This window comes from Aeromonas sobria (assembly GCF_006243315.1).
Classification (GTDB): domain Bacteria; phylum Pseudomonadota; class Gammaproteobacteria; order Enterobacterales; family Aeromonadaceae; genus Aeromonas; species Aeromonas sobria_A.
Genome location: NZ_NKWE01000027.1, coordinates 1 through 18883 on the forward strand (window position 1 = coordinate 1; position 18883 = coordinate 18883).

Consider the following 18883-nt stretch of genomic DNA (forward strand, 5'->3'; position numbering starts at 1 on the left):
AAGGTATCTGGTGGAAAACGCCTTCCTCCATCTGAAACAATGGCGAGGAATTGCGACAAGATACGCCAAAAACACTGGCTCGTTTGTGGCAGCGGTGCAGATCCGCTGCACATACTTGTGGGCCTCGATCTTATGACGACAGTCCCTAACGTATTGAAATCATTTAGTCGGTTATGACAACCAGTGAATCCTTGGTTTGCTGAACCGCCTGCAGTGATATCAGATTCTCTGAATGGAGTTGTTTGTGATGAAAAAGATCATGCTGGTGTCTGGTACTCGTCCGGAAATAATCAAGCTCGCACCTCTCTACCATGCGCTCATGCAGGAGTCATGGGTCGATGTATCCTGGGTTCATACAGGCCAGCATGACAGCATGGCCATTCAACTGCTTGATTGCTTTGATATCAGCCCTGATTGGGTGCTGGTGCGTCACGGTTCCAGTTTGTTCGAATTTAGTCAGGGTTGTCGTGCGCAGCTCGAATCATTGATGGCGCAAGAAGCGTGGGACATGGTGATTGTGCAGGGTGATACGGAAAGTGCTTTTTTGGGGGCTCTGACCGGTTTTTATCATCAGGTACCCGTTGCCCATGTGGAGGCTGGGTTGCGCACTTATCGTCTCGATCGCCCTTTTCCTGAAGAGGGTCTGCGCCAGATGATTGGGCGTCTTGCTCAATTGCACTTTGCGCCGACTGATCGTGCTCGCACTTGCCTGCTGGCTGAGCAGGTGCCCGCCGAGAAGGTACATGTCACTGGCAATACTGTCATCGATGCACAGTTATGGGCCAACAAGCGTCACGGAATCCAGCGCAAAGGTGATCAACCGGGACACTTGCTAGTGACGGTACATAGGCGGGAGAACTGGGGTGATGAGGTGGCGGGAATCTGCCGTGCCATCGCGCGTCTTGCAACGGTAAATCCCGACATGCGTGTGCTTTTCCCTGTGCACCTCAATCCTGTCATCAAACAGGCGGTTTACCCATTGCTTGGCCACTTGCCCAACGTCACGCTGACAGAACCGCTTGATTATCTGGCTATGCAGCAGGCCATTGCTGATGCTTGGTTAGTAATGACGGATTCGGGAGGTCTGCAGGAGGAAGCGCCCACTTATGGTGTGCCACTCTTGGTGCTACGTGAGGAAACCGAACGACCCGAGGCCATCGAGTCTGGTTACGCAGAGCTGATGGGGACGGATGAGGCGCGCATTGTCCAACGGGTCAGCGAGCTATGGCAAACGGGGGACTTTGCTCCCCGGGTTATGGCTAATCCGTTTGGGGATGGCCAAGCCTGTTCTCGCATTGCCGCTATCATGGCAGATGCGTTGCTGAGGTAATGACAATGTCAGAATATTGGCTGGTTGATAGTTTCGCTATTTATCTTTATGGCCTGAAGTTGATCGCTACCACGGTAGCTATCGCCATGCTGATCAGTGGAATCGATGATCTTTTCATTGATATCGTCTACTGGGTGCGAACCACTTGGCGACGACAGACCGTATATCGCCGCCATGATCGACTGGATTACCAGAGCCTTTATGAACGGGATGAGCAGCCTCTTGCCATCATGGTGCCCGCCTGGCATGAAACGGGCGTCATCGGTCAGATGGCAGAATTGGCTGCAACTCGCTTCGACTATGAAAACTATCAGATTTTCGTCGGTACCTACCCCAATGATCCTGATACCCAGAAAGATGTGGATGAAGTGTGCGCCCGTTTTCCCAATGTGCACAAAGTCGTATGTGCTCGTCCCGGGCCGACCAGCAAGGCGGACTGCCTCAACAATGTGCTTGATGCCATTTTTCAGTTCGAGCGCAAGGCCAATCTCTCCTTTGCCGGTTTCATTCTGCATGATGCCGAAGATGTCATTTCGGATATGGAACTAAGGCTATTTAACTATCTGGTTGGGCGTAAGGATCTGATTCAGATCCCCGTTTATCCCTTTGAACGAAATTGGTACAACTTCACCAGCCTTCACTATCTGGACGAGTTTGCCGAACTGCACAGCAAAGATGTTCCTGTGCGCGAAGCGGTATCCGGCCAAGTGCCCAGCGCCGGAGTTGGTACCTGTTTCAGCCGTCGTGCCATCATCGCGCTGTTGGAGGATGGTGATGGGATTGCCTTCGATGTGCAGAGTCTGACGGAAGATTACGACATAGGTTTCCGCCTTAAGGAAAAGGGGATGGAAGAGATCTTCGTCCGTTTTCCCGTCATTCGTGAGGCAAGGAGTACCCCGAATAAGCGTTGGCGACTTGGCATGCATGAGCGGGATACCAACGTCATCTGTGTACGGGAGTACTTCCCCGATACCTTCCAGACGGCAGTGCGCCAAAAGTCACGCTGGATCATTGGCATAGTCTATCAAGGCTTCAAGACTCACAAATGGAGCCGCAACTGGAAGCTGAACTACTTCCTGTGGCGCGATCGCAAGGGGGCTCTGACCAATTTCCTCAGTTTTACCGCCAGCCTTATTTTGCTCCAGTTACTTACTCTCGTTTTGTATCAGTGGCTTGCAGAGGATCCCTACTACTTTCTCTCTATCTTCGAAGGCGACAGCTGGTTGGTCAATCTGCTTTGGATCAATCTGTTTCTGATGCTTAATCGAATGTTACAGCGCTTGATCTTCGTGACCCGCTACTACGGCATAGTGCAGGGGTTGATGTCCATTCCCCGCCTGTTCTGGGGGAATGTCATCAACTTCATGGCCAACTGGCGTGCGCTCTCTCAAATCATTGCCCAGGGTGATCCTCGTCGGGTGGCTTGGGACAAGACTACCCACGATTTCCCAAGTCTGGGAGAAGAAAACCGCGCACGACGACCGCTCGGCCAGATACTGATTGAGCAGGGTGGATTGACCAGATTGCAGCTTGATGAGGTGTTGTTAAACAGGCTACCAGGCCTGCGCCTTGGCAGTAACCTGGTGCAAAAAGGGCTCATAACCCGCGAGCAGCTGGCTGCCGGTGTGGCGGAGCAGAGCGGGGTGACCTGGGAGCATGTTGATGCCTATAGTCTGGCGCGAGATATGCTGCACAGAGTCCCCCCCAATGTCGCGATGCATTATGGTGTATTACCGCTGCGCATTGTTAACGGTGTACTGGTGCTTGCCTGTGAAACCTACCTGGATCCAGTTTCTCTTGGCGCACTTTCTCGCAAGCTCCGCTCTCCTGTTACTTATGTGATTGCCTGTCGTGGCGAAGTTACCGTGGGGCTTCGTCGTTGGTATGCCCGCGGTCAGCGTGTCGATCCTCGAGCATTACTGCAACGAGCGCTGACGGATGGTCAGATTGGTGAAGATAAATCGGTTGCTATCTGGAACCGATATCTTGCCAGCCAGGTGATGCTACCTGAATTGCTGATCACGTTGGGCCACATCGACGAAGCCGCCCTGCGTTCCTTGTTGCTGCGACATGAACGAAGCGAAATGACCCTCGCCCGTTTCCTGGTCGAGCAGGAAGTAATCAGTGAGCAGGTACTGGCTCAAGCTCAGGCACTGCAAGATGTTTATCAACTGAATCTGCATGAATTGTTGCAAGACGCCGGAGTGAATGAAACCTGGTTGGCACTGCAACGGGAGGAGACCATCTGATGCGTCCAGAAATATTGCTGCTCTCTGGTTTGCTATTTGGTCAGGGGGCTATGGCGGCTCAGCAGGACTATGAACTTGGGTCAGGGGTGACCAACTATCAACGTTTCGTGCTTTATCCCCATCTGCATAAGGGCTTCTCTGCCATGGAACGGGGGCACAGTGCGCGAGCTATTGCAGAGTTTGAGCAGGCTCGCAAGTTGCAGCCTGAAAACCCCGTTATAGCGCTTTATCTGGCACGAGCCTACGAGCATTTCGGTGAAGACCAGCAGGCCGCGGCATTGGCTCGCCAGCAGTTGGCTGTTACCCCACAGGATGCCGATCTGCTTGCCTTTGTCGATGGGTTGCAGCGCAAAAATCCACTCGATCCTGATTGTCAGCTACTTGAGTGCAAGGTTGCCCGGGCAGAGCGTGACTTGCTCGATGCAGACTTGCAGAAGGTGGCGACTGCGTTGGAGGACCCGGAGTTTGCAGCCAGTCCCCAAGGACTGAGGTTGAGGCATGGCCTGTTACAGCGCTCACTGGGTGAGCGGAACTGGTCACTGGCTGCGGTACAGTTTGCCCGTCTCGATGAGGCTGGCAATCTGAGCAAAGGGGAGCTGAGGCAGTGGCTGAACATGTTGCTATCACAAGGGGATGTCGCCCATGCGGTTGAGTTGCGCCGTCGTTTGCCGAGTCAGGATGGAGAGCTGGATTTGGCCATTGCGTTTGCCCTTGGTCAGGAGCAGGACAGTGCGGGGCTAAAGCGTTATCAACAGTCACACTATCCGCACTTTACCAACGCTGGTCAGGAGCGAGAATGGCTACAGCTGGCCGCCAACAACGGTACTTTAACGGGCACTGAGGCACTGCAATATGCTGAGAATCATGAGTTCTATGCCAGCTTGCTGTTGCCGATATTGCGCCGCGAGGGGCGTTGGGTTGAGCTGGATAAACTGCTGACCAGCTTGCCTGCACATAACAGTGCCGAACTTGCATTCGAATCTGCGTTGCATCAGCACCAATGGGACAGGCTGGTCAGGGAGGGGCGCCGTTTGATCCGGAATGCCGGGCAGCCCATGTTACAGCTGGATCAGGTAAGTTACCGACTGCAGCAGGCGGGCCTGTTGGCGGCGACACGTGAACTGCTCATCGACTACTGGCCCTATCAGGGGGCCAATGTGTCAGCTCGTGAGAGCCTGATCCGGCGTTTGACTCTGTTACAAGAGAATGCCGAGTCTGGCTCATTGCCTGACCGCCTCTATGAGCCGCTTGCTGAGCCGACGCTGCGCAGCCTCCAGGTTAATTTACTGGCGAAGTCGGAACAATGTGAGGGGGTTGAGCAGGTATTGGGGGATCTATCTGCCAGTTATGATGCTGACAGCTGGCGTGCTCTCGGCAACTGTTATCGGAGGAGTAAGCCGGGCTTGGCTGAATACGCCTTCTCTCGTGCCGCCAGTTTTGGGCAACCCAGTGATCTGCGTCAGTTTGCCTATCAGGCTTATGAGAACCATCACTATGATGCCGCACTCAAGGCCTGGCGGCAGGTTAGGCTGGCTTCTGATCCACAAGAGCAAATGGCGGCGATTCGTTCTGCCCTGGCCGCCGGAGACATTGTTCAAGCTCGGCGGTGGCTTGCTCAATATCTGCAGTCAGGGTTGCCTCAAGATGCTGAATACTGGCGAACCTTGGCCAGAACCCAGCAGGATGGCCAAGCGATTGCCAGCCTTAAGCGAGCGAGCGCCTTGACACCGGAGGCTGAAGATTATGCTCAGTTGGCGCAGCATCATCAGAAACTCGGACAGACAGCACAGGCGAGCATGGCATTGCAGGTAGCAAACCGCCTTGAACCGAATAATCGGGAATACCAGTTAGCCTACGGCTATGCCCTGCTGAACAATGACGAGAAGCAGGCGGCCAGTGACTGGTTAGACTCCAGTTATAAAGAGGGTGATGGCGAGCTCGCTGAACTTCAGGTCTATGTCAACCAGTCTCTGGCACACAACCAGAAAGCTCGAGAGTATGCGACCAAGGCTATCAATGGTGATCCACCAGAACAATTACGATATGACCTGCGACGATTGCATGAAGACCTGGGTCGACGCTGGACTTACAGTTTCGATGCATGGACTGGCAATGGCCAGGGGACGGTCAGCGGTATCGGTGGCAATTCGGTTGCCCAGAGCTATGCCCAGGCAGAGATAGAGTATCGGCTGGGTAATGAGCCCATTCGTGATGGTAAGACTCTTTCTATTTATGGGCGCCTTTATGGCAGCAGTTTGGGTAAGCGGGTTTATCGTCCCAATGAAACATTGTCCGAAGGCGGCAGCTATGGCGTTGATAGTAAAGGTAACCCCCTCGATTTTAGGGACCCAACTGTTGGGCTGGGGCTGCGCTGGAAGCCATTCAGTAGCCAGGCACTTTTCTTTTCTGCAGAAGAACTTCTTCCACTTAACAGTAGTCAGGGGGGGGAGCACGACACGCTGATCCGGGCCAGTGCCTCCTTCCTGAACGATGGCCTGTACAGCGATGAATGGCATGTCGGTGATAGTGGCTGGTGGGCACAGAATCTCTATCTGGATGCGGCTCGTTACTTACGCTCACAGCAGACCAGCCTGGTGGCGGATTATCGGCTTAGCTATCACTACAAGCTCCAGCGGGGTGACACTGTGGAGCCTTATGCACATGTTCAGGGACGCCAATATTGGAACGACAAGAGCCCAGATCGCGATTACTACAACGATAACGGCAATATTGTAGGATTTACCCCCGATGCTGACGACTATAGCCTCCTGATGGGGGGGGTAGGAATACGCTGGAACCACTGGTTCGGTGAGACCCGCTATGATGCCTGGCCCCACAAGCTCAGCGTGGGGGTCGAATATCAGCGCCTGTTGGCGATTGATCCCGACCGGGAGGATGAGAAGGGTACCCTGATGATGACCATGGGAGTGAGATGGTAATGAGATATTGGATCAAGGGGTTGGTACTCATTTTGCTGGGGATAGTGGCGCCTGCCCAGGCTAGCCAGGGACTCTTCTATCAACCCCAATTGCGGGACGCAGCACTCAGCGAGGCACGTTGGGACGAGATAGTTGCCCAAGTAAAAAAGGAGGGGTTCGATACGCTCATCGTGCAGTGGACTCGTTACGGTGATGCATTCGCTAAGCCAGAAGAGAGTGACTGGTTGGCTGCTCGACTTCAGCGAACCCAGGCTGCGGGGTTGAGGCTAGTCATTGGGCTCTACGCTGATCCTGCATTTTTTCAGCTACAGGCTCAGAGTGCAGGTTCTCTCGCTCGTTATCTCGGTCAGCAGGAGAGTTACAACCTCCGTTTGGCCGAAGAGTGGTTGAAACGCTTGGGGAAGGGAAATATTGCGGGCTGGTATCTACCTGCAGAGTTGGATGATGCTAACTGGCGTGAGCCCGAGCGACAGGCTCTGCTAGCCAGTCATCTGGCTAACTCTGTGAAGGTGTTGCGCGAGGTGAGCCCGGAGCCCGTCTATATCAGTAGCTTCTTCACCGGCAAAATGAGTCCACAAGCCTATCGGGATCTTCTCACCCGCTTGGTAGATACAGGTGTGAACTTGATGGTGCAGGATGGAAGCGGAACCGGAGTGTTGAGCAAGTCCGAGCGGGAGCTCTATCTGGACGCTCTTTACCCTTGTGAGGGGCGTGTTACAGGTTTGATTCACGAGCTATTTGTGCAGAAGAGCGGAGTATCTGCATTTAATGCCGAACCGCTTGCTGAGCCACAACAGAGAGTTCTCTGGTCATCTCCGAGCCAATGCGGTAGCCAGCGCTGGTTTTTCTCCTTGCGTTACTTGCCCGGATTGGCCGACATGCTCTGAAAAGAGCGGGCTGATATGGATAGACCAACAATCTTTTTTAAATCAATGTGATGTAAATGTTCGGTAAGTTTGTCCTTCACAAGGAACTCGCATTAGGTCGATTTTGAGGTGGGGACTGATGACTATCCCCGTGTAATCCTTTGTACTCTCGGTGATCAGACCGGGAGTACCGCACCTCGTTGTTATCCCTTGTTGCCGTAGTAGCGGTGCTACCTCACTGGGGAGGCGGGCGACGCCACCTGTCGCACTGTCGATGGGGTCCGCGATATTTTCATCACATATGTATTCGTATGAATATTCATACGAACAGTGGGCTGCAAGGTAATGGATTCCGCGCCCACGCTTTTTTGTCTATTTTGTTAATAGTTTTTTTACAGTCACCTTTGTGCATAAAGATTGATCTATTCATCTAGTTGATAACCATTCCCATCCTACTTGATTGACTAAATTGTCCACAGCTGCAGAATCGCTCTCCTTGCCACTCCCGATGTGAATCGGGTTCGGAAAGCCTCAGATCTCCGCCCGGAGATGGCTGGGCCGCACACAAGAAAGGTGTCGGCTCATCGCCCGCCTTTTACCCTCAAAATCAGCACACAAGTCAGGAAGCCCTCTTGCTCATCAGGCAGGAGCGGACGGATGTGTGTATGCGTGTGGTTGTGCAGGGACGAAACGACCCGCGTTTGTTATGGATGGTATGTTGCGAATGAATCGCATCTTTTTGATGTTGGTGCTGTTACCTCTGCTGGTGTGTGCCAGTGAGGTAGACAGGGCGCGCGAAGCCTGGGTGATCAAGGCCCGGGTGGGAGAGCTGGATGCGGCAGCGCATGGACTGGATGCCCTCTATCGACAAAGTGGTGATGGCAAGGTGCTCGATGACTTGATCGCTGTACAGCTGTGGCGGGGGGATCGCAAGAGGACGCTGGCCGCCTGTGAGCCGTGCGAGCTCAGCCCCATCAGTAACAGTACGCTAGAAGGGGTGGCCCGTGCCGCCCGCGACGAGAAGCGCTACTCCGAGGCAATCAGCTATTACCGCATCCTGCAGGGGCGCGAACCAGCCAATCCCAATGGTTGGCTCGGGCTGTTTCTCACCGCCAGTGATCAGGGCAACCGCGAGTTGGCTCGCCGCGCTGCGGGTGAATATGAAGCCCGTTTTGGCCGCGATCAGGCGATCCTCGAAGCCCGCATCTATGCCGCCCGTCAGGGTGAAGATCCCATGGGCGAGCTGCTGGCTCGCCAGCAGTGGCTGGAGCTGGAACCGGATAATCACGAGCAGGTGCTCGCACTCTATCGGGTGGCGGTGAGCCTGGGGGCGGGGCCTGCGGCTGCGGATCTGATGGGTCGTTACCCCAAGCTGTTCAAACCGGTCGACCGGCTCTGGCTCGACTACTACCAGGCGGTCAATTTGCTGCGGATCTCGGCCCAGACCGAAGATCCGGCGCTGGCCCGCAACACCCTTACCCGCACGCTTGCGCTGCAAGAGCGGATCCTGGCCCGCGCACCTCACGATCATGTGCTCTATATCAGTGCCCGTCGCGATGTAGTCGTGACGCTGGTGGCCCTTGGCGATTTTGCCCGGGCCGAACGGGAGTCCGCTACGCTGCAGGCCGAAGGGCCGCTACCCGACTATGTGCTGGAGGCGCGCGCCGATGCACTGGCCGGGCTGGGGCGGGTGGATGAGGCCTCCCTGATTTACCAGCAACTGGCGACCCCGGCCCGGGCCAAAGACAAGCGCCTGCTGGAGAAGCGCTTCTACGCCTATTCGGATGGCGAGCGCTATGGTGCGGCACAGGGTCTGCTGGCCGGTTGGCAGGAGCCACCGACTCGCTGGGATTTCACCGGCAACATGCGGATGGCCAACGACGACTACGAGAAGGTGTTGCAGCTGAAAACTTTGCTGCAGGCTTGGCGTGGTGAGGCGGGTGCGGCAGAGCAACAGCTGGAAGGGTGGCTGAAGAGCGCGCCTGCCAATCCCTGGCTCTGGCTGCAACTGGGGGATATCCGCCGCTGGCGGGGTCATCCCGACGGGGCCGAGCAGGCGTATCAGCAGGCGGTGCGCTGGCTGCCTGCCGGACGCACCGTGCTGGCCGAGCCCGGTCGCCTCAACGCCCGGCTCGACAAGGGCGACTGGCGGGGCACGCCGCAGGCCGTGCGCACCCTTGGCAACCTGACCCGGGATCGTCAGGAGCTACAGCAGCGGCTGAGTCTGGAGCAGGCCCCGCAATTGGTCACCGAGCTGACCCATGGCCGCAACGAAGGGGGCTCGGTGCAGGCCAGCCGTGACTGGAGCTACGACAGCCGCCTTTACAGCGCTCGCAGCGATGGCGGCGATCGACTGTTTGTCCGCCGTCAGGGCAGCTTTGGCGAGTTCGACCAGCAGCCTGAGCGCGCCGCCTATACCGGGCTGGGGGCCGAGCTCTCCTTCTACCCGTTGCAGCTGACGCTGGAGGGTGGCACGGGTAGCGAGCTCAACCACAAAGGCTATCTGTGGAGTCGCCTCGACTGGCGGCTCGACGATCGCTGGACGCTGGGCACTGCCATCAACCTCAACAGTGCCGATACCCCGTTGCGGGCACTGGCGCGCGGCAACTACGCCGATCAATACCAGCTCGATCTGGGCTGGCGTCAGGATGAGACCCGCGAGGGTGCGTTGCGGCTGGAGCGGATGGATATCAACGACGGCAACCGGCGGCTGACCGCCTCCGGCTGGTTGCGTCAGGATCTCTGGCGTCGTGATCGCTGGTGGTTCGATACCACCTTGCGCGGCGCCACCTCCCGCAACGAGGCGGTGGAGGTCGACTACTTCAATCCCCTGCAGGATCGCAATCTGGAGCTGGAGTTGGCGGGGCGCTACCGGCTGCCGCTGGATGGACGTCGCTCGCTGCTGCAGAGTCTGATCATCAGTGGCAACCACTACTGGCAGCAGGGCTATGGCAGCGATCAGGGGTGGCAGCTCAGCTATCGCCACGACTGGATACTCTCTCCCACCCTTAGCCTAGGCTATGGCCTTGGCCGCCGTCAGGCCATCTATGACGGCAACCCCGAGTTCGGAAATTTCATCTTCGCCAATCTGCAATGGAGTTTCATGTAATGAGACGCTGGCTTGCTCCTTTCGTTTTGCTGCTTGCACTGCTGCCTTCGCTGACGCAGGCGGCCCGGCAACCCGATGACTATGTGGTGCTTTGCTACCACGATATCGTCGATCTGAAATTGACCCCCAACCTCAAGCTTTATCCCCAGACCATCCGGCGCGACACCCTGATCCGCCACTTCAACTGGATCAAACAGCAGGGCTATCACCCGGTCAGCTTCCAGCAGATCCTGGATGCCAAAGCGGGCAAGGCACCGCTGCCGGAGAAAGCGATCCTGCTCAGCTTCGACGATGGCTACGAGAGCTTCTACCGGCTGGTCTATCCGCTGCTCAAGCTCTACAACTACCCGGCAGTCTTTGCGCTGGTAGGCAGTTGGCTGGATGTTGCGGATGACAAGATGGTCCCGTACGGCAATGACAAGCTGCCGCGCAGCTACTTCGTCGGCTGGCCGCAGATCCGCGAGATGCAGGAGTCCGGGCTGGTGGAGCTGGCATCCCACACCTTCACCTCCCACTACGGGCTGCTCGCCAACCCGCAGGGCAACGTGCAACCAGCGGTCACCACCGCAGGCTGGAGCCAGAATGGCTACGAGAGCATGGCCGACTACCTGACCCGGATAAAAGCCGACTTCGACGCATCGGCCAGCCAGCTCAGGGAGCAGACTGGTCGGGCACCACGGATCCTGGTCTGGCCCTACGGCGCCTTCAACCAGGCGGCGCTGGAGCTGGCCAGTGCGGCCGGGATGCCCTACACCTTCACGCTGGCCGAAGGGCTCAACAAGCTGAGTGACTCGGGCAGCACGGTGCGCCGCTATCTGCTGGAAGAGGACACCAGCCTCGAAACCCTGGACGAGATCATGGGGGGTAACACCTGGGAGCGGCAGGTGGAGCGCTTGGTGCACGTGGATCTGGACTATGTCTACGACAAGGATCCGCAGCAGATGAATAAGAACATCGACATGCTGCTGGATCGGATCAAGGGCTACGGCATCACCACCGTCTATCTGCAGGCCTATGCCGATGACAATGGCGACGGGGTGGCGGAGGCGCTCTATTTCCCCAACCGTCATATGCCGGTCAAGGCGGATCTCTTCAACCGGGTCGCCTGGCAGCTCAAGACCCGTGCCGGGGTCAAGGTGTTCGCCTGGATGCCGGTGATGGCCTACGACATGGGACCGAGTCACGCCTATGTCACCGACAGCCGTACCGGCGCCCCCGCCAAGGGGCAGTATCTGCGCCTCTCTCCCTGGGATCCTGCCAGCCGTCAGCTGCTGCTGGATATCTATGAGGATCTCGGCTTCTACACCAAGTTTGACGGCCTGCTGTTCCACGATGACGCCTTCCTCAGCGACTACGAGGGGCCGATGCCGCTGGCTCGCACCCCGGATGCGCTGCAGGCGCAAGGGGAGCAGAAGACCGATCTGTTGATCGACTTCACCATGGCGCTGCGTGATGCCGCCGCCCGCTATCGGCAGGGGGGCGCTGATGGGCTCAAGAGTGCCCGCAATATCTATGCGGCGCTGGTGACCGAGCCGCAATCCCAGCAGTGGTTTGCCCAGAGCATGGCGGCGTTTGCCAAGGCCTATGACTACACCGCCGTGATGGCCATGCCCTATATGGAGCAGGCCGAAAATCCCGACGAGTGGCTGGCCAGGCTGGCGGAAGATTCACTGGCGCAGGTGCCGGCCAATCGGCTGGTGTTCGAGCTGCAGAGCCGCAACTGGCGTACCGACCAGCCCATCCCTGATGCCGAGCTGGTGCGCTGGATGGAGATCATTCAGCGCAAGGGGGTGACCAACTTTGGTTACTACCCGGATGATTTTCACAACAATCAGCCGGATCCGGCCGTGCTCAAGCCAGTCTTCTCGGTGCAGACCCAGCCTCAGCCGACCCAGCTGCCAGCCACGCCGGTTGCAGTCAGTGCCGCCACGGCAACTCACGGGGAGGCGATGCAGTGAAGGATTTTCTGGAAGGGATAGCCATCTTTACCCTGGCCTATCCCAGTCTGATGGCCATGGTGTGGGTCTGTGGCGGTCTCTATTACTACTTCCAGTGGGAGCGGCGGGATATCGCGCTGGCCAAGCGGGGGTTGGAGCTCCCCTATTACCCCAGGGTGACGTTAATGGTGCCTTGCTATAACGAGGGGGCCAACGTTGAGGAGACCATCGGCCACCTGCTGCGCCAGCATTATCCCGATTTCGAGGTGCTGGCCATCAATGACGGCAGCAAGGATGACACCGGCGCCCGGCTGGATCGGCTGGCGCAGCAGGATCCGCGCCTGACTGTGCTCCACCAGCACAATCAGGGGAAGGCGATGGCGCTCAACAACGGGCTGGCCGTGGCCAGCGGGGAGATCCTGGTCGGCATCGACGGGGATGCTGTGCTCGACTATGACTCGGTGCGCTGGATGGTGAAGCACTTCATCGAGAGCCCGAGGGTCGGGGCGGTCACCGGCAATCCACGGGTACGCACCCGCTCCACTATCATCGGCAAGATCCAGACTGGCGAGTTCAGCTCCATCATCGGTCTTATCAAGCGGGCCCAGCGGATTTACGGCACTGTCTTTACCGTCTCCGGGGTGGTGGTGGCCTTTCGCAAGCAGGCGGTCGAGGCGGTCGGTGGCTGGAGCAATGACATGGTGACCGAGGACATCGACATCAGCTGGAAGCTGCAGCTGGCTGGGTGGCTCATTCACTATCAGCCGCAGGCGCTCTGCTGGGTGTTGATGCCGGAGACTGTGCGCGGCCTCTACAAACAGCGGCTGCGTTGGGCGCAGGGGGGCGCCGAGGTGTTTCTGCGCTACGGGTTGCAGGCGATGCGTTGGCGCAATCGCCGCTTCTGGCTGTTGCTGCTGGAGTATCTCTCTAGCGTTGCCTGGTGCTACAGCATGTTGCTGCTGGCGCTGATCTGGCTGCTTGAGCCGGACCTGAGCGGACTGGCGGTGGGTCACCTGTTCCAGTGGACCGGGGTGATGATGACCGCCATCTGTCTGGTACAGTTCGGGGTCAGTATCTTTATCGACAACAACTACGACAAGAGCATGGCCCGCAGCTTTATCTGGTGCGTCTGGTATCCGCTCATCTACTGGTTGCTCAATCTGGTGACCGTAGTGGTGGCGGTGCCCAAGGCGATCCTGCGTCGCCGTGGCCAGCTGGCCGTTTGGGAAAGTCCTGACAGGGGAGAGTCGTTCCGTGACAAAACATAAGCTGGCGAACGAGATGATCATCAGCAACGGCACCCGGCGCAGCTGGAAGTATCGGCTGCGGGATGTGCTGATCCTGCTGGTGACCTGGGGGGGCTGGTTTTTTTTGGCCCTGCAACCCTGGCTCAACTATCTGGAGACGGAGGAGAACGAGAGCTTTATCGGCTCGCTGGATGGAGTCGAGGTAGGGCAACTGTTTCTGGTACTGCTGTTCGGCATCTTTTTGCTTATCCACTCCTGGGCGAAATACAACAAGCTGCTGCACCGGCTGGTGGGTAAGCGCTTGGCCTCGAAAGCGCCGTGATGATGAGGGGCCGATCGGCCCCTCACTCTTTTCGTCCCTCTTGAACCTGTGTTGTCACACTCGTTTGTCACACATTGCCACACAACCTTCCCCCTCTGGCAAAGTCTTGTGACTTGTAGGGTTTTTAATGGTGCTATGAGCAGGGAGATGAGGCCCTGCAGCGATGGAACCAAGGAGCATGTTATGACGGGCAAACGGATGTGGTGGCTGTTGCCACTGCTGGCGGTCGGGGTCTGGTGGCTGGGCTATGGGGGGGATGCCAACGGGGTGTGGCCTTGGCGCCATGAGATGTTGCTGCTCACTGGTCTGCTGGGATTGACCTATATGGCGATTTCGCTGGTGCTGGCGTTGCGCCTGCCGCAGCTGGAGCTCTGGTGTGGCGGTCTGGATCGGATGTTGCGGTTGCACCGCCAGACGGCCATCGGGGGCGCATTGGCGCTGACCGCGCACTGGCTGCTGGTGGAGGCGCCCAAATGGGCGGTCACGGCCGGCTGGTTGAGTCGTCCCGCCCGGCGCGGGGCTGCTGGTGCTGGAGTTGGGGGTGGTGCGGGTGCAGGCAATGGCATGTCGCTCCATGCCCTTGGCAATACCCTTGGTGAGTGGAGTTTCTATCTGCTGATCGCGCTGGTGGTGGTGAGCTTGCTGGCGCTGGTGAGTTATGGCCGCTTTCGACTGATCCACCGGTTGGCACCGATCATCTATCTGGCGGGTTGGGGTCACGGGCTCTGCTTGCTGCCTCAGGTGGGGGCCATGACCCCAGTGGGGGTGTCGATCTGGCTGATTGGCGGGCTGGGGGCGCTCGGCGCCTTCTACTCTTTGCTGGGGCAAGTGGGGGCGCGGGATCGCCATCCGGGCCGGGTCATTGCGGTGCGGGCGCTGGCGGATCAGACCTGCGAGCTGACCATGCAACTGGAGAGGCCGCTCGCCCATTACCGTCCGGGGCAGTTTGCCTTCTTCGAGTTTGACGCCAAGGAGGGGCCGCACCCCTTTACCCTGGTGCGACTCTCGCCGGATCGACGGCAGCTGGTGATCGCGGTACGGGCGCTCGGGGATCACACCCGTCAGCTGGTGGCACAGGCTCGCGCCGGGGATGGGGTGGTGGTGACCGGGCCCTATGGCGCCTTTGTCGCGCCCCAGAGAGGAGGGCGAGCCCTCTGGCTGGGGGCCGGGATCGGTATCACCCCCTTTGTCGCCTGGTTGGAGTCGTTGGCGGCACAGGGTGGCAGTGGCGAGGGGATCACCCTGATCCAGTGCGCGCCGGATATGGCGGGCGCTGTCTATCAACAGCGGCTGGCTGAACTTTGCCAGCGTACCGGGGTGAGTTACCAGCTGCATCTGGACAAGGCGGCCGGGCGGTTGGATTTGACACGCATCGCGCGAGATGCGCCTGAGCAGGTGTGGTTTTGCGGGCCCGAGGGGATGGCAGACGTCCTGACCCGGCTGTTGCCGGACGGGCGTCTGCATCGCGAGCTGTTTCGCTTTCGTTGAGCTCTGACCGTTACCGGGCGCTGGCTGGCAACTGCTTGAGCGCGGCTTGTACCGCCGCCTCCAGTTGCGGGTCGCGCCCGGCCAGTATATCGGCGGGGGTGAGTGGCACCTGCACGTCCGGGATCAGCTCCTGATTCTCGTAGAAGGTGCCGTCCGGTTTGCGCAGCCCCAGGGTCGGAATGCCGTAGGCCAGCCCCGGGATCAGCCGCGATTCGTGGCTATACACCATGGTGCCGGTGCCCGGCACTGGCTCGCCGACAATGGGGCCAATCTTCAGGGCGCGGTAGTATTCGGGAAAGGCCGACCCTTCCGAGTAGCTGCCAGCATTGACCAGCACCACCGAGGGTTTGGTCCACTGGCGGGTGGCTGCGTCAGTCTCTCCCTTGCCAAGCCGTGGCCAGCTGCTGGCCATCCCTTTGGTGCTGCCGTTGCCGGTCAGGAACTCCACCAGGGTATTGGCCAGATAGCCCCCCTTGTTGAAGCGAACATCGACGATCAGCGCCTCACTGCTGCGCAGTCGCCCGAGCGCCTCCGCCACCAGCTCCTCATAGACGGCACTGTTCATCTCCGGCAGATAGACATAACCCACCTTGCCAGCGCTCAGTTGTGCGACCAGATCTCGCCGCTTGGCAATCCAGCTATCGAGTTGCAGGCGATATTCCTGTTGCAGATCGATGGCGCTGACCTCGATCTCGTCAGGAACTTTGCTGCCGGTTTGCTGGAAGGTGAGGGCAAGCCGGGCACCGGCTTGATGGTTGAGGGCCTGATCCAGTTCGGCCAGATTGGCAATCGCCACCCCGTTAATGGCGAGCAGGCGGGCGCCCGGGGCGATATCGCTCTCCTGATCCAGCGGGCCACCCGCCAGCAGGGCGCTGAGTACTACCCCGTGCGCACTCTCTTGCCAGTAGCCGCCGAGGCTGGCGGTGTCGTCCGCCATGCGCGGGAAGGGGGCCGGACCATCCCCCCAGGTGTGGGAGACATTGAGCTCACCGGCCAGCTCTGCCAGCAATGTGCCAAAATCCCGCGGGTTGCCGATACCCGGCAGCAGGCGGCGGTAAGACGCGACATAGCTATCCCACTCCACGCCGTTCATATCATCCCGATAGAACTCATCCCGGGTGAGCCGGGCTATTTGATCGAAGGCGGCCTCCATCCGTCCTTGCCAGCGGACATCGGACTGCAGAGTGAACGGGGCCGTGATAGCGTCGCCAGACTTCAGGGTGATCTGGCTGATCTCCCCATCCCGTACCAGTGTTGCGAGGGTGGCCTGCTGATTGAGGCTGGCCAATGCCGGGCCCGGTTGCTCGGCAAACAGCAGCTTGGTATCACCCTTGCGCAGGTCCCTGGCGTACCCCTTGATCTCGCTCTCCTCGTTGGCGCCAATCTCCTCCACCAGGTAGATCAGCTGATCATCGACGATCCGGCTGGCCAGCAGATTGCCGGTGGGGAACAGTTGCAGTGCCTCCCGATGGGCAAGACGATCGGTTTCAAAGCCATAGCCCTCCTTGGGGGGCACCTGTTCTGCCAGAAAGTCAGCCTTGGCGGCACGACTGCTATAGATGCCGAGCAGGGTGTTGCCAAGGGGTTCGCCATCGGCGGCCAGCACTCCGTATTTGGTCGATTGCCAATAGAGCACACTGCCATCCTGACTCCAGGCCGGCGCCCCATCCTGATAGCCGTTGAGGCTGACATTGACCGGCGTGGCTTTGGGGTCACGGGTGTCGATGACGGCGATCTCCTGCTGGGCAGAGTCGGGGCGAAAGGTGATAGCCAGATGGCCGGAGTCGGGGGCAAAGGCGAGATGCGCCTCATGGCGTGACGGGTTGAAGCTGGCAGGCACCAGCTCCCGCTGCTGGTTGCTCGCCAGATCCAGCAGGTGGATGGCCTGACCATCCACCACGAAGGCGAGCTGTTTGCCGTCGGGGGAGAGCAGTGGTCGGCTGATCCCCTTGCCGGGAATGGCCAGCAGCAGGCTCTCGGTCAGGGCACCCGGATCGCTGAACAGCCGATCCGGCTGCGTCTTGTGCAGCCGATAGAGGGCGGCAGCCCCCTTCTGCTCGGAGAGGTAGATGAGGGAGCTCCCCTGCTCGGCATAGAGGGGGCTGGATTGCTCGCTCGGGGAGTGGGTCAGCTGGCGCACTCGCTCCCGTGCGGGACCGACGGCAAACAGGTTACCCTCGCTGACCAGGATCAGCTCATTGCCCTCTTCATTGACCAGCGCTTCGTCCGCCAGAGTGAGCTGTTGGCTCTCCTCATCCGGTTCGCTGGCCACTTGCGGTGTGATAGCCAGCTTGCGTGGCTCGTTGCTACCGGCATCGAGGCGATAGAGTTCCCCCAGCCATGACCAGACCAGATCCCCGGCTCGGGAGGCGCTGAGCCCCCGCACCGGATGGCCCTGATAGTGGGTCAGCTGTTGCTCCTGGCCGCTGGCAAGATCCCGGCGCCAGACGTTGAAATCGCCGCTGCGCTCGCTCAGGTAAAAGAGGCTATCCCCCTGGTCGCTCCAGACCGGATCGGTGGCGGCGACCCGATCTTCGGTCAGCTGGCGATGCTGCTGGCCATCAAACAGCCAGAGGCGGGGCACCGCGAACGATTGTTGGTGCTTGCGAAAGGGCTGATCCATCGCCGGCATCTGGTAGGCGAGCTGCTGCCCGCGGGGGCGAGCCAGGGTCGCGGGCAGCGGCAGGTCTGCCTGTAGCGACCCCCCGCCAATGGGTGTCCAGTAGAGGGCGCTCCCCTGAACTCCTTCGGCCACGAAATGGTCGGCATCCGCGGACCAGGGGCGCTGGCTTCTCAGCAGCAGCCGTTTGCCATCGGCGCTGAAGGCCTGCGGCAGATCAGCGCGCGAATCGCGGGTGAGGCGCACCATGGCGCCGCCGCTGGCAGGCATCACGAACACATCCTCGTTGCCATAGAGGTTGGCGGCAAAGGCGAGCTGTTTGCCATCCGGCGACCAGAGCGGCCGCTGGCTCAGGTAGTCGTTGCCGGTGAGCGCCGTGGCGGGGCCACCCTCGGCACTGGTCACAAAAATGCGCCCCTGCCAGGTGAAGGCAAGCTGCTTGCCGTCGGGGGAGAGGGCGGGCTCGCGCAGCCAGAGTGCATCGGCCGCGAAGGTAGCGGGCAGCCAGAGCAGTAGCGGCGAGAACAGCAGGGTGGCGAGGCGGCACGAAGAGCCCATGGCATGATCCTGTCGGAGAGTGGAGTGTTATCTTCGCCGATCATTGCCCCGGGTGCCAGCGCGATAATTTTTGGTATCTTGTTGTTTTAACTGTTAATTGCCAAAACAAACTGACGGTATTCAGGGCCGGTGTCGTTGCCGCGGCAAGATATGTTTTGCCGGGCATATTGAGTATTGATGGCGATCCAATATCATGGCGCTCGCTCGCCGCTCGGCGG

General features: G+C 59.0%; 10 protein-coding genes and 1 pseudogene. 10 read left to right on the plus strand and 1 reads right to left on the minus strand.

Annotation, left to right across the window (positions count from 1 at the left end; translation table 11 throughout):
- From CF137_RS08815 to CF137_RS08860, 10 genes and pseudogenes are all read left to right on the plus strand, one after another.
- A pseudogene (locus CF137_RS08815) lies at positions 1–136 on the plus strand (IS5/IS1182 family transposase); the annotation flags it as partial.
- Between the two features lie 111 nt (positions 137–247).
- Positions 248–1330, plus strand: coding sequence for a non-hydrolyzing UDP-N-acetylglucosamine 2-epimerase (gene wecB, locus CF137_RS08820; protein ID WP_204787365.1), 1083 nt, complete (start codon positions 248–250; stop codon positions 1328–1330).
- Between the two features lie 5 nt (positions 1331–1335).
- Positions 1336–3579, plus strand: coding sequence for a cyclic di-3',5'-guanylate-activated glycosyltransferase NfrB (nfrB, locus tag CF137_RS08825; RefSeq protein WP_139718778.1), 2244 nt, complete (start codon positions 1336–1338; stop codon positions 3577–3579).
- Positions 3579–6518 (plus strand): NfrA family protein, encoded by a 2940-nt coding sequence (locus tag CF137_RS08830; protein WP_139718779.1) that lies wholly within the window; start codon positions 3579–3581, stop codon positions 6516–6518. Before nfrB ends, CF137_RS08830 begins: the two co-directional genes overlap by 1 nt.
- Positions 6518–7405 carry a DUF4434 domain-containing protein gene (locus CF137_RS08835; RefSeq protein WP_162515898.1) on the plus strand — a complete coding sequence of 296 codons (888 nt, stop codon included), beginning with the start codon at positions 6518–6520 and terminating at the stop codon, positions 7403–7405. Before CF137_RS08830 ends, CF137_RS08835 begins: the two co-directional genes overlap by 1 nt.
- A gap of 703 nt (positions 7406–8108) precedes the next feature.
- Positions 8109–10493: a poly-beta-1,6 N-acetyl-D-glucosamine export porin PgaA gene (gene pgaA, locus CF137_RS08840; protein WP_240038532.1), complete on the plus strand. Its 2385-nt coding sequence runs from the start codon at positions 8109–8111 to the stop codon at positions 10491–10493.
- Positions 10493–12451, plus strand: coding sequence for a poly-beta-1,6-N-acetyl-D-glucosamine N-deacetylase PgaB (pgaB, locus tag CF137_RS08845; RefSeq protein ID WP_101346207.1), 1959 nt, complete (start codon positions 10493–10495; stop codon positions 12449–12451). The genes pgaA and pgaB overlap by 1 nt, the downstream gene beginning before the upstream one ends.
- Positions 12448–13698 (plus strand): poly-beta-1,6-N-acetyl-D-glucosamine synthase, encoded by a 1251-nt coding sequence (pgaC, locus tag CF137_RS08850; RefSeq protein ID WP_101346208.1) that lies wholly within the window; start codon positions 12448–12450, stop codon positions 13696–13698. The genes pgaB and pgaC overlap by 4 nt, the downstream gene beginning before the upstream one ends.
- On the plus strand, positions 13685–13999 hold the full coding sequence (locus tag CF137_RS08855) for a hypothetical protein (RefSeq protein WP_139718782.1): 315 nt from the start codon (positions 13685–13687) through the stop codon (positions 13997–13999). Before pgaC ends, CF137_RS08855 begins: the two co-directional genes overlap by 14 nt.
- A gap of 183 nt (positions 14000–14182) precedes the next feature.
- Positions 14183–15487 carry a ferredoxin reductase family protein gene (locus CF137_RS08860; RefSeq protein WP_139718783.1) on the plus strand — a complete coding sequence of 435 codons (1305 nt, stop codon included), beginning with the start codon at positions 14183–14185 and terminating at the stop codon, positions 15485–15487.
- 10 nt (positions 15488–15497) lie between these two features.
- On the opposite strand, the gene CF137_RS08865 is transcribed toward CF137_RS08860, so the two are convergent.
- On the minus strand, positions 15498–18665 hold the full coding sequence (locus CF137_RS08865; RefSeq protein WP_139718784.1) for a S41 family peptidase: 3168 nt from the start codon (positions 18663–18665) through the stop codon (positions 15498–15500).
- Positions 18666–18883 lie beyond the last annotated feature (218 nt).

Bases quoted from the DNA above. Each gene is read 5' to 3' on its own strand.
- CF137_RS08865 (WP_139718784.1), bottom strand. From the start codon at position 18,665: ATGGGCTCTTCGTGCCGCCTCGCCACCCTGCTGTTCTCGCCGCTACTG.
- CF137_RS08835 (WP_162515898.1), top strand. From the start codon at position 6,518: ATGAGATATTGGATCAAGGGGTTGGTACTCATTTTGCTGGGGATAGTG.
- nfrB (WP_139718778.1), top strand. From the start codon at position 1,336: ATGTCAGAATATTGGCTGGTTGATAGTTTCGCTATTTATCTTTATGGC.
- pgaB (WP_101346207.1), top strand. From the start codon at position 10,493: ATGAGACGCTGGCTTGCTCCTTTCGTTTTGCTGCTTGCACTGCTGCCT.
- CF137_RS08860 (WP_139718783.1), top strand. From the start codon at position 14,183: ATGACGGGCAAACGGATGTGGTGGCTGTTGCCACTGCTGGCGGTCGGG.
- CF137_RS08830 (WP_139718779.1), top strand. From the start codon at position 3,579: ATGCGTCCAGAAATATTGCTGCTCTCTGGTTTGCTATTTGGTCAGGGG.
- wecB (WP_204787365.1), top strand. From the start codon at position 248: ATGAAAAAGATCATGCTGGTGTCTGGTACTCGTCCGGAAATAATCAAG.
- pgaA (WP_240038532.1), top strand. From the start codon at position 8,109: ATGAATCGCATCTTTTTGATGTTGGTGCTGTTACCTCTGCTGGTGTGT.